Annotated in this window: 14 protein-coding genes; 9 read left to right on the forward strand and 5 right to left on the reverse strand. The window is 53.3% G+C overall.

Going from position 1 to position 17416, the window contains the following annotated elements; translation table 11 throughout:
- The first annotated feature begins 163 nt into the window (after positions 1–163).
- The 6 genes from WKI47_RS04590 to WKI47_RS04615 all read left to right on the forward strand — a co-directional run bounded on the left by WKI47_RS04590 (position 164) and on the right by WKI47_RS04615 (position 7993).
- The gene (locus WKI47_RS04590) at positions 164–1354 is read left to right on the forward strand and encodes a NupC/NupG family nucleoside CNT transporter (RefSeq protein WP_340225985.1); all 1191 of its coding nucleotides are present in this window, start codon (positions 164–166) and stop codon (positions 1352–1354) included.
- Between the two features lie 62 nt (positions 1355–1416).
- Positions 1417–2598 (forward strand): phosphopentomutase, encoded by a 1182-nt coding sequence (deoB, locus tag WKI47_RS04595; RefSeq protein ID WP_340225986.1) that lies wholly within the window; start codon positions 1417–1419, stop codon positions 2596–2598.
- Between the two features lie 273 nt (positions 2599–2871).
- A complete protein-coding gene (gene deoD / locus WKI47_RS04600; protein WP_340225987.1) occupies positions 2872–3579 on the forward strand; it encodes a purine-nucleoside phosphorylase in 708 nt (235 codons plus the stop codon).
- A 38-nt stretch (positions 3580–3617) separates the two neighbouring features.
- Positions 3618–4919: a pyrimidine-nucleoside phosphorylase gene (locus tag WKI47_RS04605; RefSeq protein ID WP_340225988.1), complete on the forward strand. Its 1302-nt coding sequence runs from the start codon at positions 3618–3620 to the stop codon at positions 4917–4919.
- Between the two features lie 167 nt (positions 4920–5086).
- Positions 5087–6913 (forward strand): HSP90 family protein, encoded by a 1827-nt coding sequence (locus tag WKI47_RS04610; RefSeq protein WP_340225989.1) that lies wholly within the window; start codon positions 5087–5089, stop codon positions 6911–6913.
- 6 nt (positions 6914–6919) lie between these two features.
- The gene (locus tag WKI47_RS04615; RefSeq protein ID WP_340225990.1) at positions 6920–7993 is read left to right on the forward strand and encodes a hypothetical protein; all 1074 of its coding nucleotides are present in this window, start codon (positions 6920–6922) and stop codon (positions 7991–7993) included.
- 237 nt (positions 7994–8230) lie between these two features.
- Here WKI47_RS04615 and WKI47_RS04620 read toward each other — a convergent pair whose 3' ends face one another.
- Positions 8231–8926, reverse strand: coding sequence for an MgtC/SapB family protein (locus tag WKI47_RS04620; protein WP_340225991.1), 696 nt, complete (start codon positions 8924–8926; stop codon positions 8231–8233).
- Between the two features lie 184 nt (positions 8927–9110).
- Between WKI47_RS04620 and WKI47_RS04625 the strand changes: the two genes are divergently transcribed.
- Positions 9111–9779 carry an S-layer homology domain-containing protein gene (locus WKI47_RS04625; RefSeq protein ID WP_340225992.1) on the forward strand — a complete coding sequence of 223 codons (669 nt, stop codon included), beginning with the start codon at positions 9111–9113 and terminating at the stop codon, positions 9777–9779.
- A 90-nt stretch (positions 9780–9869) separates the two neighbouring features.
- On the opposite strand, the gene WKI47_RS04630 is transcribed toward WKI47_RS04625, so the two are convergent.
- From WKI47_RS04630 to WKI47_RS04645, 4 genes are all read right to left on the reverse strand, one after another.
- On the reverse strand, positions 9870–10493 hold the full coding sequence (locus tag WKI47_RS04630) for a PepSY domain-containing protein (RefSeq protein WP_340225993.1): 624 nt from the start codon (positions 10491–10493) through the stop codon (positions 9870–9872).
- Between the two features lie 420 nt (positions 10494–10913).
- Positions 10914–11822, reverse strand: coding sequence for a PepSY domain-containing protein (locus WKI47_RS04635; protein ID WP_340225994.1), 909 nt, complete (start codon positions 11820–11822; stop codon positions 10914–10916).
- Entirely contained in the window at positions 11822–13276 is a 1455-nt protein-coding gene (locus WKI47_RS04640) for a sensor histidine kinase (protein WP_340225995.1), read from the reverse strand. The genes WKI47_RS04635 and WKI47_RS04640 overlap by 1 nt, the downstream gene beginning before the upstream one ends.
- 1 nt (position 13277) lies before the next feature.
- Positions 13278–13988 carry a response regulator transcription factor gene (locus WKI47_RS04645; protein WP_340225996.1) on the reverse strand — a complete coding sequence of 237 codons (711 nt, stop codon included), beginning with the start codon at positions 13986–13988 and terminating at the stop codon, positions 13278–13280.
- A gap of 258 nt (positions 13989–14246) precedes the next feature.
- On the opposite strand from WKI47_RS04645, the gene WKI47_RS04650 reads away from it, so the two are divergent.
- Together WKI47_RS04650 and gdhA are read left to right on the forward strand one after the other, a co-directional pair.
- Positions 14247–15233: a diaminopimelate dehydrogenase gene (locus WKI47_RS04650; protein WP_340225997.1), complete on the forward strand. Its 987-nt coding sequence runs from the start codon at positions 14247–14249 to the stop codon at positions 15231–15233.
- Positions 15234–15808: 575 nt separating this feature from the next.
- On the forward strand, positions 15809–17185 hold the full coding sequence (gene gdhA, locus WKI47_RS04655) for an NADP-specific glutamate dehydrogenase (RefSeq protein WP_340225998.1): 1377 nt from the start codon (positions 15809–15811) through the stop codon (positions 17183–17185).
- The last annotated feature ends 231 nt before the right edge of the window (positions 17186–17416 follow it).

Consider the following 17416-nt stretch of genomic DNA (forward strand, 5'->3'; position numbering starts at 1 on the left):
TTGACGGCAGCCATGTCGAAGCAGACCTATCCGGCGCAATCGCGAGAGTCGATATTTTAACGGTCTGTTTTTGTAAACGCTTCAACATCATTCAAAAGTTAGCTTTCTGATCAATCCGGCATTCGCCGATAGCCCAAAAATACCTTCCAGGAGATTTTCGCCCATGAATATTTTGATTGCTTTGCTTGGACTGGCCGTCGTGTTCGGTCTTGCTTTCGTTGCCAGTAACGGTCGGAAAAAGATTCGTTACCGTCCGTTGATCGTGATGGTCGTGCTTCAGGCGCTGCTGGCGTTTTTACTGCTTAACACGGTAGTGGGTACAACGTTGATCGGGATTTTCTCCAAAACGTTCGAAACCTTGCTCGAATACGCCTACGAAGGGATCGGTTTCGTGTTCGGCGGCATATTGGCCGAAGGCCGGGCTGCGATCTTCTTCCTGAACGTACTGATGCCGATCGTGTTCATCTCGGCGCTGATCGGCATTCTCCAGTATATTCGCGTTTTGCCTTTTATCATCCGTTATATCGGGCTCGTATTGAGCAAGATCAACGGCATGGGCAAGCTGGAATCCTACAACGCGGTAGCTTCCGCCGTTCTCGGTCAGTCCGAAGTGTTCATTTCCGTCAAAAAGCAAATCGGCCTGCTGCCGAAGCACCGGCTCTACACGCTTTGCGCTTCAGCGATGTCCACCGTCTCCATGTCGATCGTCGGCGCCTATATGGGACTGATCCCGCCGAAATACGTCGTGACCGCTCTCGTGCTGAACTTGTTCGGCGGATTCATTATCGCTTCCATTATCAATCCTTATAAAGTCGAGCCGGAAGAAGATATACTGGAAGTGCAGGAAGAAGAAAAACAATCGTTCTTCGAAATGCTCGGCGAGTACATCATGGACGGCTTCAAAGTCGCGATCATCGTCGCGGCCATGCTGATCGGTTTCGTCGCGTTGATCGCGATGCTGAACGGCATTTTCGCTACGATCTTCGGCATCTCGTTCCAGGAAATGCTCGGTTACGTCTTCTCGCCGTTCGCGTTCATCATGGGCATCCCGTGGAACGAAGCCGTTACGGCGGGCGGAATCATGGCGACCAAGCTGATGACGAACGAATTCGCCGCGATGGTTAGCCTGCAAAGCCTGATCGAAGCCGGCACGTTAAGCGAGCGCACCATCGGCATTGTGTCCGTCTTCCTCGTCTCGTTCGCCAACTTCTCCTCGATCGGCATCATCGCCGGCGCGGTGAAGGGTCTGCATGAAAAGCAAGGCAACGTCGTCGCCAGATTCGGCCTGAAATTGCTGTACGGCGCAACGCTCGTCAGCATGCTGTCGGCGATCATCGTCGGACTGTTCATTTAATCGTGAAAAAGCAAGAAAAAAGGTGTAGAATAGGATTTTCTGATCTGAAAGGAGCATGAACCATGTCTACATTCAAACGTATCCACTTGATCGTGATGGACTCGGTCGGAATCGGCGAAGCGCCGGATGCGGCGGAGTTCGATGATTTCGGAGTCGACACCTTCGGCCATATCGCTCGCGAAATGGGCGGGCTGAACATGCCGAACATGGCCAAACTGGGCCTGTCCAATATCGAAGAGGTTCAAGGCGTAGCCAAAGCCGACCGCCCTCTCGCCTACCACACCAAAATGCAGGAAGCTTCGCGCGGCAAAGACACCATGACCGGACACTGGGAGATCATGGGCCTGTATATCGACACGCCGTTCCGCGTGTTCCCGGACGGCTTCCCGGACGAGCTGATCCAGCGCATCGAAGAAAAGACCGGACGCAAAGTGATCGGCAACAAGCCGGCCAGCGGGACGGAAATCCTCGACGAACTGGGCGAAGAACATATGAAGACCGGCGCGCTGATCGTCTACACATCCGCCGACTCCGTGCTTCAGGTTGCCGCGCACGAAGAGATCGTTCCTTTAAAAGAACTGTACGAGATCTGCGAGTTCTGCCGCGAAATCACGCTTGAAGATCCGTACATGCTCGGCCGCATCATCGCCCGTCCGTTCGTCGGCGAACCGGGCGCGTTCAAACGCACCGCAGGTCGCCATGACTACGCGCTGAAACCGTTCGGCCGCACCACTATGAACGAACTTCAAGACGGCGGCTTCGACGTCATCGCCCTCGGCAAAATTTCCGATATCTACGACGGCGAAGGCGTCACGAAATCGGTGCGCACCGTTTCCAACATGGACGGCATGGACAAGCTGGTCGAAGAACTGGACAATCCGTTCAACGGTCTGAGCTTCCTGAACCTGGTCGATTTCGACGCCCTGTTCGGCCACCGCCGCGATCCGCAAGGCTACGGTCAAGCGCTCGAAGAATACGATGCCCGCTTGCCGGAAGTATTCGCGAAAATGAACGAAGACGATCTGCTGCTCATCACCGCGGACCACGGCAATGACCCGACCTACCGCGGCACCGACCACACGCGCGAATATGTCCCGCTCCTTGCCTACTCGCCAAGCTTCAAAAACGGCGGCACCAAGCTCCCTGTCCGCACCACTTTCGCCGACATCGCCGCTACCGTAGCCGAAAACTTCGGCGTCAAAGCCCCGGAATACGGCACCAGCTTCCTGAGCGACCTGAAGTAAACGACAAACAAAACCCGAAGCCCCTATTCGCCTGGCCACCAATCAGGTCTAACGAATAGGATCTTCCCTTAACCCAAAATAAGGAACGCGACTGCAAAACATGCTTGTACACCTCGTACTAGCGGAGAAGCGGTAGGAGCCGGAGAAACGAAGTGCTCGCATTTGTTTTCCGATTTTCACCTTTAAAGTTCAAATAGAAAAATCGGAAAACAACGGCGATCGCAGGCCCTACCGCTTCGCAGCGCCTCCCACACCAAAACTGGAGGTTTTACAATGAGTGTTCATATCGAAGCTAACGTCGGCGACATCGCCGAAACCATCCTGCTCCCGGGCGACCCGTTAAGAGCGAAATTCATCGCCGACACCTACCTCGAAGACGTTGTTCAATACAACCAGGTTCGCGGCATGCTCGGCTTCACCGGCACGTACAAAGGCAAGCGTATCTCCGTTCAAGGCTCCGGCATGGGTATCCCTTCGTTCGCAATCTACGCGAACGAGCTAATCAGCCAATACGGCGTCAAAAACCTGATTCGCGTCGGCACTTGCGGCGGCATGCAGGAAAGCGTCCGCGTTCGCGACGTCATTCTGGCACAAGCGGCTTGTACCGATTCCAGCATGAACCGCAACACCTTCCCGGGCTTCGACTTTGCTCCGATCGCAAGCTTCGGCTTGCTCAAAGAAGCTTACGAGCGCGCCGTGGATAAAGGACTGAATGTCCATGTCGGCAACATCCTCAGCTCCGACATTTTCTACCGTGACGACAAGACGGTAACGACGAAGCTGATGGAGTACGGCGTGCTGGGCGTCGAAATGGAAACCACAGCCCTCTACTCGCTTGCAGCTAAATTCGGCGTTAATGCCCTGACCATCCTTACCGTCAGCGATCACCTGTTGACTGGCGAAGAAACGACTTCGGCCGAACGCCAATCGACCTTCAATGACATGATGGAAGTCGCTCTGGAAACAGCACTCACTCTGTAAATAGCCGTATCCATCTTACGAAAGCGAGGCAGACAAACATGAGAATGGTAGACTTGATCGAGAAAAAACGGGATGGGAAAGAACTCAGCACCGAAGAAATCAACTTCATTATTGAAGGTTACACCCAGGGAGATATTCCGGATTATCAGGTGAGCGCATTCGCTATGGCTGTCTTTTTCCAGGACATGAACGATCGGGAACGTGCCGACCTGACGATGGCGATGGTTCACTCCGGCGACACGATCGACCTGTCGGCGATCGAAGGCGTCAAAGTCGACAAGCACTCCACCGGCGGCGTAGGCGACACGACGACGCTCGTTCTCGCACCGCTCGTAGCGGCATTGGACGTACCGGTGGCGAAAATGTCGGGACGCGGTCTCGGACATACCGGCGGTACCGTGGATAAATTGGAAGCCGTCAAAGGTTTCCATGTCGAAATTACGAACGAAGAGTTCGTGAAGCTTGTCAACGAGCACAAGATCGCGGTTATCGGCCAAAGCGGCAACCTGACTCCAGCCGACAAAAAGCTGTACGCGCTGCGCGACGTGACCGCGACGGTCAACTCGATCCCGATGATCGCAAGCTCGATCATGAGCAAAAAGATCGCGGCAGGCGCGGACGCGATCGTGCTTGACGTCAAAACGGGCGCGGGCGCGTTCATGAAAACGCTCGAAGGCTCCAAAGACCTCGCTCACGCGATGGTGTCGATCGGCAACAACGTCGGCCGCCGCACGATGGCCGTCATTTCCGATATGAGCCAACCGCTCGGCGAAGCGATCGGCAACTCCCTGGAAGTGCAGGAAGCGATCAACACGCTCAAAGGACAAGGCCCGAAAGATCTGGAAGACCTGTGCATGGCGCTGGGCAGCCAGATGGTCTTCTTGGCGGGCAAAGCGTCTTCGCTGGAAGACGCCGAAGCCAAGCTGCGCGAAGTGATCGCCAACGGCAAAGCGTTGGACAAGTTCCGCGACTTCCTCGCGAATCAGGGCGGCGACGCTTCCGTCGTCGACCACCCGGAACGCTTGCCGCAAGCCGCGTACCGGATCGAAGTTCCGGCTCCGCGCAGCGGCGTCGTGTCCGAGATCATCGCCGACGAGATCGGCGTGGCGGCGATGTGGCTCGGCGCGGGACGCGCGACGAAGGAATCAGAGATCGACCTGGCGGTCGGCCTGATGCTGAACAAAAAAGTCGGCGAAGCGGTCGAAGCCGGCGAATCTCTTGTTACCATTCACGCAAACAGCGAAGATGTTGCTAACGTGACCGAGAAGATCCTTGCCGCAATCTCGATCGCGGACAGCGCCGAAGCGCCAACGCTGATCTACGGCACGATTACCGAATAAGCGATACGCCGGGCATACAGGGCGTCTTTCCCACATCCAGTCGGGAAAGACGCCTTTTTTCTATGCCGAAAGTCGCAAAATCCTTGCCTCATTTGGAAATGAAGATGAAGCAAGCTAAAATAGAGGCAGGGGTTTTATGGAAAACGGAAATTAGAGGAGGAAGAAAAATGCCTGATTCACAGGAGTATCGCTTTCAGGTCAACCTGAGCGGAATGATCGATATTTTATCGAATCACTTGTATAGTAGCCCTCGTGTATTCCTGCGCGAATTGCTGCAAAATGCGACCGACGCGATTACGGCACGAATCGATCTCGATCCTTCCCATCGCGGCGAAGTCTTCGTCGAACTGGCAGGACAAGGCGCAGACGCCACGTTATTGATGCAAGATAATGGGATCGGACTGACAGAAGAAGACGTACACGAATTTCTAGCCATGATCGGCCACTCGTCCAAACGAAACGGAACCGAGCTGCTCGGCGAGACTTCTTTTATCGGACGTTTCGGGATCGGTCTGCTTTCCTGCTTCATGGTCAGCGACGAGATCGTCATGCTTACCCAATCGGCAAGCGGCGGTCCTTCGATCGAATGGCGAGGCAAGCCCGACGGTACCTATACGATTCGCAAACTGGAAACTTCGCTGACGCCGGGCACCAAGGTCTATTTGCGCTGCAAGCCGGAGACGGACTTTTATTTCGAAGCGGAAACGGTGGAACTGGATCTTCTGCATTATGGAGCACTGCTGCCGTATCCGATCCGTTTGTCCGCGCAAGGAAGCGAACACCGGATTAACCCGGAAGTCCCTGACTGGATCGTTCGCCCGGATCTCGCACGCGGCAGTCGGGACGAAGTGCTGCGTTTTGGCGAAAATATGCTGGGCGAGCGCTTCCGGGACTTTATTCCGCTGCGGACGTCGACGGGACGCACGGGCGGAATCGCCTACATTCTTCCGCACGCCGTCAATCTGAACGCCAAGCGCTCGCATAAAGTCTATTTGAAACGGATGTTGATCTCGGAGCAAGCCGATAATATTTTGCCGGAATGGGCGTTTTTCGTTAAATGCTTGATCTGGACCGACGAGCTTCAACCTACAGCTTCGCGCGAACATTTTTATGAAAATGAACAGTTGGAGCGGGTACGCGGTGAGCTGGGCGAAGCCATTCGGGACGAACTGATCCAGATGAGCGAACAGGATCAGACGCGGCTGCGGCGTATCGTCGAACTGCACGCGTTATCGATGAAAAACCTGGCGGCGGAAGACGACGAGTTCTATCGGATGATCCACCGCTGGCTGCCGTTCGAAAGCACTTACGGACATAAATCGTTGGGCGAGCTGATCGATGAAAAACAAACCCTCTACTATACCCCTACGCTGGACCATTATCGCCAACTTCGCCATGTCGCTTCCGCGCAATCGATGCTGGTCGTCAACGGGGGTTATATTTACGAAGCGGAATTGCTGGAATCGCTCACTCGCATCTTGCCGGGAATCGACGTTCGCCGTTTATTGCCCGAAGACGTATCGCTTGCTTTTACCGACTTGAATGCAGAAGAACGCTCCTTAACCCTTCAAGCTGCTCGCGCCGCGGATCTTGCACTCCAACGTTTCCGCTGTCGTATCTTGTTGAAACGCTTTAAGCCGGAGGAATTGCCTGCTTTGTTCACCTTGCCGGAAGAAGCCGCCACGCTGCGTTCGATCGAACGGGCCAGCGAAGAAAGTCCTCAAGCCTTTGCTTCTATACTCGGCAGTCTGGGCGGTTCGCTTCAAGGAGATGCAAGCTCGTATTCCCTTTTATATCTGAACCTGAGTAACCCTGTGGTGGAACGCATGTTTACGGGCCAATCCACAAGTCGTTTGAGCACGTTGATCGAGATGTTATACGCGAATGCTTTGATGATGGGACACTATCCGATGAGCCGTTCGGAGCTAGCGCTGCTGAATAAAGGGATTTTGTCTTTGATCGATTGGAGCATAGAGCCGGAGAAAGGGGAATAACTAGCGATGGACCATTTTGAAACGGAATTCGAAGACTTGATGACGGAAGCCTACGGCCTGCCGAACGGCGCAGCCAAAATGGCGTTATTGGAGCGAGCAGCCGAACTTGCCGATCTCGCAGGCAATATCGAAGCCGGTTACGAGGCACGCGAGGAGATTGTGGAAGTCGGCAGTTTCGGGGGATTTCCGTTAAAAGCGATCGTGGCGTACTCCTGGCAGCTCGGTCAGTATGACCGCAACCCGGAAGCTTTTGACGACCACACCTTGCATTGGAATTACAAATGGGTCATCGACGACGTCCCTTCATTCCCCGATGTTCCCACGCAACAGATCGAGTCGCTGCTCGAAGACCTACGTCGGCGGTATCAAGAGTACGGAGTCAGCGATCGCACCTACTGGTATTACCGTTTCCGTATCTCGATGTATATGGGCGACCTGGAAAAAGCCGGCGAATACCTGAGTGAATTCCGCAAGCTGAAAAGAGACTCCATGAGCGACTGCTCCGCCTGCGAGCTGGATGAGCAAGTTCGCTACCTGCTGCTTACGGGACAGGACGAAGCGGCGATCAAAAAAGCCCAACCGATCGTCAAAGGCCGCCAGCGCTGCGCTCATGTACCGCATGCCACCTTGCCGTTCCTGCTGCTCCCGCTACACCGGCTCGGACGCACCGAAGAAGCTGAAGAACTTCAGCCCAAAAGCTATAAACTGATTCGCGACAATCTGACCTTCGTACACGAGTTCGGCGAGCATATCGGTTACCTGTCCATCGTCGATCCTCAAAAAGCCCTTCCCCTGCTGGAACGCCATCTGCCGCAGGTCGAAGGACACGAAGATCCGTTAAGCCGCATGATGTTCTACTGGAACGCCGCTGCCCTACTGCAAAAACTGATCCGTACCGAAGAAGCTTTCGTGCTAAACCTCCCTCCGTCTTCGCGCTTCTACGCCTTGGCCGACAACCACGACGAGCTGCGCCAAAAACTGGAGGAAGAAGCCTTCACCACAGCCCAAGCCCTGGACACCCGCAACGCCAATACCTACTACACCCAATATGGAAAAGAACTCCTAAAAGAGCGAGGCTAACGCCTTCGCTCTTTTCTTTGCGCCCTTATCCTTATGTACTTTGCACTTTGCACTTTCTATTTTGTCCTCGCCACTAAGAAAGCTCTATCTATGCACAAACGGAGCGGAGGGAGAAATTCAGTGAAAGACGCCTTTGAACTCGTAAAGCCGCAGGCTTTATGAGTGAGACAGCGTCTTGAACGAATTTCTCCCGCAGCGTCTCCCGCATGGAGATAGAACTTTCTTAATCTTCATTTTTCATTTTATCTCGATCCCCCTAATCCGGTCATGCTCCTCAAGCAGCGGCATCAGCTCTTCCGCAGTCTTCCCTTTCGGCAATCGCACCACCAAATCGAGAGTCAATTGCTTTTTTTCCTCGTCCTTTCCCCCGGCTTTGAAGTCGACGACGGTCATTCCCCGCTCCTCAAGCAGGCTTTTGAATTGCTCCGCCGCGCCTTTTTCTTGCCGAACCGTAACCAGCAGACGATGTGTTGAAGCCACCAAACGACCTTTAAAATTACCGTGCATAATGATGTGGGTCATATAAATCAACAACGTCGCCGCAATCCCCAAAATATACAAGCCCGCTCCCATCGCCATGCCGACTCCCGCAGTTGCCCACATTCCGGCAGCGGTGGTCAGTCCGTTAATTGTATATTTTCGCATGAAGATCATACCCGCGCCGAGAAATCCGACGCCGCTGACAATCTCGGACGCGACTTTCGTCGGATCGATCTGCACGCCCGTTCGCCCTTCCAAATCCATAAATCCGTACTTCGAGATCACCATAATGAGTGCCGCGCCTACGGCTACGATAAAATGCGTCCGCGTCCCGGCTTCTTTTCTTCTGCTTTTCCGTTCGTAACCGATCATGGCTCCGCACATACCCGCAATCAAAATCCGCAGCAAATGTTCGAACTCCAGCGGCAAATCGATCATATCGAAATATCCCATATTTTCAACTCCTCTCTAAAATGAAAAACAAACGATTTTCCATCGTGATTCATTCGGGCCGAAAGCTTGCTATGTTTTTACCCATCTCGCGACAGAACCGTCGCTTTTTTATGCCGGGTTGCAACATTCGCCGGAATCTTCGCGTCTGAAGGATATCCAAGCTTAATCAAGGAGCGTGTTATTGATGAAAACCACTTTCGGCAAAAAATTCGTCGCGATTCCGGCCGCTGCGGCCATTCTGCTATCTGGCTTGGCCGGCGGTTCCGCATACGCTGCATCCGCTTTTGGCGATCTGCAAGGCGTACCTCAAGCCTCGCAAATTTCAGCCCTTCAAGAAGCAGGCATCGTTAAAGGTTCAAAAGACGGCAAGTTCAACCCGCAGGGCACACTAACAAATGCTCAAGCGATTCAACTCGCAGTGGATACATTCGGATTGAATATTGACGATTTGGACTTTTTCAAGAAACCCGAAGCTTCGGACTCCTTCCCAAAAGCATCCGATAACGCCTGGTACTCCGACGCGTTGGTCATTGCAGCGTATAGCGATCTGAACTTGCCGCGCGATCTTGATCCGAATGCTCCTGCTACTCGCGCCTCGTTCGCTTCTCTTTTAATCAATGCCGGACAAAAAGAAGGCGCACTGCCTGTGTTCCGATTGATTCCCGTCGAGATTACGGACGAAGCTTCGATTCCCGACGGAAGCAGCGGCCTGATGCAGGAAGCTCTTGCTTTTGGTATTTTGGAACTTGATTCGGCAGGAAATATTCATCCAAATGAACCGTTAACCCGTGCTCAGGCAGCAGACATTTTGTATAAGATCGCGGTAAAAGGCCATGTGATCGAAGCCGAATAATCCAAACGACCTCGCAACATAACAAAAAGGAAGATGCCGCTGTGGCATCTTCCTTTTTTTACATACAACTATTTATGATTAAACCCGGACTCAGTCGTCGTCACCATCGTCGTCGAAGTCTTCGTCATACGAAAGCACTTTGCCTGTATTGGCGTCGACGTCTACATCCGCTTCGCCTTGTGCCGTACGGATTTCGATTTCGTAGATGAAACGGCCGTCGTCTTTATCCAGATCGATATCCGTTACCGTACCCCCGCCCGTTTGTTTCAGAGCGATTTCTTCAGCCTGTGCCGAAGTTATTTTCACAGAGGCAGCAGCTGCGGTGCTTTTATTCTGTTTAGTGCTGGAAGAGCTTTTTTGATCGTCATCGTCATTTACGACCTTCAATACGGAAGCGGTATACGCATCCACCCAGACATCGACGTCTCCGCCCGTTGCGCGATCGATATCGACTTCGTAGTACGTTTTGCCGTTTTTGGTTTCCAGTTCGATATCGTCTACCGTTCCGGCTTGCGCTTTGAGTGCTACCTGTTTCGCACGTTCAGGCGTAATGATTGAAGATGCCGCCACGTTTTGCGTTTGGTTGGTCGTGCTGGTTGTCGCTACTGTTAGTGTCGGAGAGTTTCCCGTTCCCGAAGCGCTTGCCAGCGCCGCCGTTCCTCCGAGCGTCAATGCCGCCGCAGCCATACCGATCATCATTTTACGTTTTACCATGTCGATCTCCTCCTCTTAGTACCTCGTCAACTCTTAATCAGAGGCTTACGTTCGTCTGAAACACACACGCTTTAGGTATGTTTCAGGCGAGCGCAACCTTACCTTTGGTGTTGACAGGCTATTGGTTCTCTGTAGGTTTTGCAAGGCGTGCTGCCCTGCTGCAATATTAGATTAACCCGGTTGTCTGAGAAGGCGGCGAGAGGGACATTAGAAAACAATGAGAAAAGGATAAGAAGAGTTTAATTGGGGGTAAAGCTGGGGCGCTGCGGGTTCAAAGACGTCTTCCACTGAATTTCTCCCTCCGCTGTTCACTTTAAAACATAAAATCTTCTTAAGGGAGGAAAGGCAAGAGCTGAGTGGCAAAAGATAAGAAATAAAAGATTAAGAGATAGAAAAAGAATCGCCTGGGAAAGGCGATTCTTAGGTATTTTCATCATTGTTGTCGTCTTCGTTCTCTTTGTCCTCGTCCCAGGTTGTGGAGAGGATTTTGCCGGAGACGGCGTTGACTTGGACGGAGGCTTCTCTGCCGTCTTCGAGTTCGACTTCGACCAGATAGTAGGCTTGGCCGTCGTCTTCGGTTCGGAGGTCGGCGTCGGTGTCTTCGACTTTGGAGCCTGCGCCTGCCAGAGATTTTGCGGCGATCTTTTCGGCTTCTTTTTCGGTAAGCAAACGAACCGGTTCGTCTGTACCCGGTTTTGGCGGTTGATTGCCTTTGTCATCAGGCTTGGTTGAATCGTCGGGATTTTCGCTCGGCGTAGGATCTTGGCCGGTGTCAGGAGCCGATGAAGGCTCGTCGGGCGGTTGGGGTGAATCGGTTCCATTTGCCGATGGCGCGGAAACCTCTTGTTCGGACTGGATATCGCCGCTGTAAGCGTCGATGGTAAGCTTGATTATGCGGCCTGTGTCTTCCGTTAATTCCGCCACATAGATCGGGTTGTCGGCGTCTGTTGGGGTTTCCAATTCCAGGCGCGTGACTTCTGTGCCTGTCGAACGTTTTTCCAGCAGATCTTTGACCCGTGTGCGTCCAAGGATTTCAGGTGGGTTCTGTTCGGCGACTTCCAGACGGCTGATCGATTGGACCTGTCCGCTGGAAGCGGAGAGTGCTACGGCGTATAGGCCAGCGTCGGTCCGCAGTAGCATATCGTAGCGACCGTTTGCGAGATTGGCCGATTCAATCTGTCCGCTGTAACGCGCGAGCAATTCCTGCTCGGCTTGCTCGCGCGTAAGTGCAGGTTCGGCTGCTCCCCAAGGACTCCACAGAATGATCCCTGTCACCGCGACTGCTACCACAGCCGCCGATCCGACTAGTTTTGCTGACATGCGTTTCATCACGATCTCTCCTTTCGCTCCGATTGGCGTTCATCCGTACGTTTGCTTCTTCGTCCAAGACCGGTTCTGCCGCTTCGGGTTTCCAAGGTAGGACCCGGTGGATTTAAAGTCGGAAACGCCAAGTTCACGATGGTTCCTTTGCCCACCTGACTTTCGATTCCGATCTGAATGCCTAATACCTCCGCGATATCCCGAGCCAAGGACAAGCCCAGACCCGAGCCGCCTGTCTGGCGGGTACGGGAAGAGTCGACCCGGTAGAAGCGGTCAAATACCTTCGGCAATTCGGCTTCGGGAATCCCTACACCCCGGTCTATGACCCGTATATTGGCCGCAATCCCGCTTCCGCCGGAAACTTCGACTTCGATTCCATCTTCGCTGTACTTGCGCGCATTGTCCAGCAAGATAAAGAGCAGTTGGCGGACTTTGGCCGTGTCTGTGGTGACTGTCACAAAATCATCCGCGCGCACCGTTACACTTCGTCCATACGCTTTGGAAAATGCCGTAGCCGACTCCTGAACCGATTCAATCAAATCGGTCTCGACCCATTCCAGAGTGTCCGCCTCAGGGCGACGGGCTGATTGCAGCAACCGTTCGGTCAACTCCCTCATCCGTACCGATTCCGACAAGATCGCGCCCACAGCCTCGTCGAATACTTCCGGGCGTTCTTTGCCTCGCCGGCGCAACAGATTCGCATAGCTCTCGATGATCGTCAGCGGGGTCTTGAGTTCATGCGAAGCATCTGAAACAAAGCGCTCCTGCTTGGCAAAGTTGGCTTCAAGCAGTGTGATCATCTCATTGAACGCACGCTCCATGTCGGCCAGCTCGTCACCAGGCTTTTGCCCTGTCTCAATCTGCCGAAACTTCCCGCTCTGCTGGATGTCCCCCATCGTTCCCGTAAGCGCAGAGATCGGCTTCACGATCCGATTCGATAGCACACGGCTGGCCAGAATAGCAGGAATCAGCGCAAGCAGAGAAACCACTGCCAATACGGTGCGCAGTACGGCAAGGCGCCCTTCCGTATCCGCGATGCTCCGACTCACTTGTACGCTGCGCACTTCGCCGTCCGACCAGATGACGGGCACCGATACGCGGATATAGCCGCTTCCGCCTGCACTTAATCGCTCGCTGGTAACCTCTTCGTGATACGCATAGGTTTCAGAGATAAACGCATCGCCTATGCCATTCGTCACAGCAGAGAGACTTGTCCCTTCAGGACGGACAACCCGCAGCATGCCGTCCGCCGGTACATAAGCACGCAGCAGATCATCCGGAGCAACTTGAGCAGAAGATCCGGCGACCCGCTCTGCGATAAGAAAAGCTTCGGCTTGGATGCGCTGCGTCTCGTCCTCTACCGACATTCGCTGAAACAATACATAGACCGATATGCAGACTACAGCCAGCAGCGCCGCAAAAAGCACGGAGGTATAGAGATAGATTTTACTTTTGAGCCGCATCTCAGGAAGACTCCTTCAAAACGTAACCTACGCCGCGCACGGTATGAATCAACTCGGGGAGTCCGGTCTCGTCGATCTTTTTTCGCACATAACGGATATACACGTCGACGACATTCGTATCGCCCGCGTAATCGTATCCCCACACTTCACGAATCATCTGTTCCCGGCTCAAAACCTGGCGCTGGTTGCGAAGCAGGAACACCAGCAAATCAAATTCGCGAGGGGTAAGGTCGATCCGCCGTTCTCCCCGGTACACTTCTCTCGTCTGTTCGTTCAAGCGCAAATCGCCGATCGCAAGAAACTCTTCCGCTACATCATTTGACCCTTCCTTGCGAGCTGTTCTGGCGGCGCTGACTCGCAGCGAGGAGCGAATACGGGCCAGCAGTTCCTCGATTTCAAAAGGCTTGGTCACATAATCGCTTGCCCCCAGATCCAGACCGGATACTTTGTCTTCAACCGAATCTTTTGCCGTCAGCAGGATGACCGGAGTCAACGGATCGGTTGCCCGAATCCGTCGCAGCACTTCGATCCCGCTCAGTCCCGGCAGCATCACGTCCAGCAAAATCAGATCCCACCCTCCTTCCCTGTACAGTTCCAACCCGTCCGTTCCCGAACCTGCGCGTCCTGTCCGATATCCTTCATAGCCCAATTCAAGCTCCAATAGACGGGCAATCTTGTCTTCGTCTTCGATAATCAATACCGTTCCAGCCACGTTCGGCCCTCCTTATGTTCAAAAGCTTATCGCTCTCGACGTCTTGCCCATATTTTAAGCGAAACGGCGCTTGGATGCCACAAACGCAATCGTTCCCTTTTGTCAAAGTGTTAACTAACCATCCATGTAATCTAGGACTTTAGGGGCATTTTTCAACAAAAAATCAATTAAGCAGTTTACACACCGTGTCAACTATCACTATACTTAACGGATATTCGGCGTTTTACAGTCAAACGTTTGCAAAGGGAGGATTCTTTCATGCAACAAAAAATCAGAATCGGCATCGTCGGCTATGGCAACCTCGGCCGGGGCGTGCGCAGCGCAATTGCGCAAAATCCTGACATGGAGCTTGTGGCGGTATTCAGCCGTCGCGATCCAAAGTCGCTGGAACAGCGCGGAGAATCTGTCCGTTTTGTACATATCGCAGACGTCGAGCAATTTCGTAACGATGTCGACGTGATGATCCTGTGCGGGGGTTCCGCTACGGATCTGCCTGAACAAACCCCTCAGCTTGCTTCGCTGTTCCATACGGTGGACAGCTTCGATACGCATGCCAAGATTCCAGCCTTTTTCGAGACGGTAAATACAGCGGCTCTCGAAGGTGAACGAGTCAGCGTTATTTCGACGGGGTGGGACCCGGGCTTGTTCTCGATGAACCGACTGCTTGCAGAATCCATCTTGCCTGAAGGCAAGGAATATACATTCTGGGGCAAAGGCGTCAGCCAAGGACACTCCGATGCGATTCGTCGCGTTCCGGGTGTCCAAGCAGGCGTTCAATACACGGTGCCCGTACAAACCGCTATCGACTTGATTCGTTCAGGCGAAACACCGGAATTGAAAACTCGCGATAAGCATATGCGTGACTGTTACGTGGTTGCCGAAGACGGTGCGGACGAGAACGCGATTCGCGAAGCGATCGTATCGATGCCCAACTACTTCTCCGATTACAACACAAGCGTAACGTTCATCACGGCCGAGGAATTGGAACGCGAGCATTCGGGTATGCCTCACGGCGGATTCGTAATGCGCAGCGGGGTTACGGGAGCCGGAACGAAGCAACGGATCGAATTCGGCCTGGAGCTGGAAAGCAATCCGGAGTTCACGGCCAGCGTATTGATCGCTTATGCGCGTGCGGCGTTCAAGCTGGCGGCTGAAGGACAGACCGGGGCGCGGACGGTGTTCGATATTCCGCTGGGTCATTTGTCGCCGAAAAGCGCGGCCGAGCTGCGCAAAGAATTGCTGTAGATCGAATTGAAAGTCCTATTCGTGGGGTGAAGCTGGGGCGGCTGCGGGAGAAATTCAGTTCAACGCGCTGTCTCACTCGGAAAAGTTGAATTGGATTGAAGTAAGGGATTTTCCGGGTTCAAAGGCTTCTTGAACTGAATTTCTCCCTCCGCCTAGCGCTTCGCCGGAATAGGGCTTTCACGATATTCGGAATTCTTTTTTTGCGGAAAAAGGAAAAGATTAAAGGATTCGCTACGCCTTGGGCATAGCGGGATTTTAAGACATGAAGGGCTGCCGGGTTTTGCAGCTCTTTTCCTCAAATGCAAAGAGCCTACTTGCTATTAAGATCCAGGCATTAAGAGTAGGGCGGCATTCTCGTTTATTCTCCGGTGTTTCTATTTAGTTTTTCCCTTTATCCGATTAACGCTAGAACCCGGTATTTTATCAAAGCATCTATCACTCTGTACCAGGTCAGATAGTGGGTTTACGTTTGTCCGAAACGCGCACGGGTCTAGTGCGTTTCGGACAAGCGTAACCTTACATTTATTTGGTACAGAGTACTATTACCGAAACCCATTTCGAAGGAGCGTGTATTTATGATCGAGACTCAAAACGAAACTGCCTATGCTGAAGCCAAAGCTTATGTTGAATCCGTGTTTGCTACTGTAGTACGTCGCAATCCTTATGAAGACGAGTTCCATCAGGCTGTACGTGAAATTTTCGATTCGCTCGTTCCTGTGTTTGCCAAACATCCTCGTTACCGCGAGCAAGGTCTGCTGGAGCGCTTGTCCGAGCCGGAGCGTCTGATTTCCTTCCGAGTGCCTTGGGTTGATGATTCCGGTCGGGTGCAGGTGAACCGTGGGTTCCGCGTTCAGTTCAACAGCGCTATCGGACCGTACAAAGGCGGATTGCGCTTCCACCCTTCGGTCAATGCCAGCATCATCAAGTTCCTGGGCTTTGAGCAAGTGCTCAAAAACTCGCTTACAGGCCAGCCAATCGGCGGCGGTAAAGGCGGATCTGACTTTGATCCGAAAGGCAAATCCGATCTGGAAGTGATGCGCTTCACGCAAAGCTTCATGACGGAACTGTATCGCCATATCGGTTCGGACGTGGATGTTCCGGCAGGCGATATCGGCGTGGGCGCACGCGAGATCGGTTATATGTACGGTCAATACAAGCGTATCCGCGGGGCAAGCGAAGCCGGCGTCCTTACGGGTAAAAACCCGCTTTACGGCGGCAGCCTGGCTCGTACGGAAGCGACCGGTTATGGTTGTGTATACTTTGTACAGGAAATGCTGAACGGCGCCGGACTGGATTTCAAAGGCAGCCGCGTAACGGTATCCGGTTCGGGCAACGTCTCGATCTATGCGATAGAAAAAGCGCAAGAGCTTGGCGCGAACGTTATTGCGTGTAGCGACTCCTCCGGTTATGTCCATGATCCGCAAGGCATCAATCTCGCGACGGTGAAACGGATCAAGGAAGCGGGACGCGGCCGTATTTTCGAATACGTCGCTGAGCATCCGCATGCCACGTACACCGAAGGCTGCGAAGGCATCTGGAGCATCGCTTGCGATATCGCACTGCCATGCGCGACGCAAAACGAAATCGACGCCGAAGCGGCTGCCGGTCTGATTAGCCGCGGTGTCAAAGCGATCGGCGAAGGTGCCAACATGCCATCCACGCTGGGCGCAATCGAGAACTTCCTCAAGGCTGGCGTTCTGTTCGGCCCTGCCAAAGCGGCCAATGCCGGCGGCGTAGCCGTCTCCGCGCTGGAAATGGCGCAAAACAGCGCACGTCTGTCGTGGACATTTGAAGAAGTCGATGCGAAGCTGCACCAAATCATGAAGAACATCTACACGGAATCCACAAAAGCCGCTGAAGAATACGGTCAAGCCGGTAACCTGGTCGTAGGCGCCAACATCGCAGGCTTCCTGAAGGTTGCCGATGCGATGATCGCTCAAGGCGTCGTGTAAGGCGTTGCTTTTTTAAACACACAATAATGCGAATCGCCCATACCAAAACCAAAGCGCGGCAGCCGATCCAAATCGGTGCTGCGCTTAACTTGTTGCAAATAAGTACGGATATGCACTTATTTGCTTCATATTTTGCGATTTCGAGAAAATAGATGCGAATATGCACTTATTTTCTCGACCTTACGCTCTTTCACCCTTTTTTTCTTCAAATAGTTGCAGATTTGCACCTAT

The organism is Saccharibacillus sacchari (assembly GCF_037722395.1).
Taxonomy (GTDB): domain Bacteria; phylum Bacillota; class Bacilli; order Paenibacillales; family Paenibacillaceae; genus Saccharibacillus; species Saccharibacillus sacchari_A.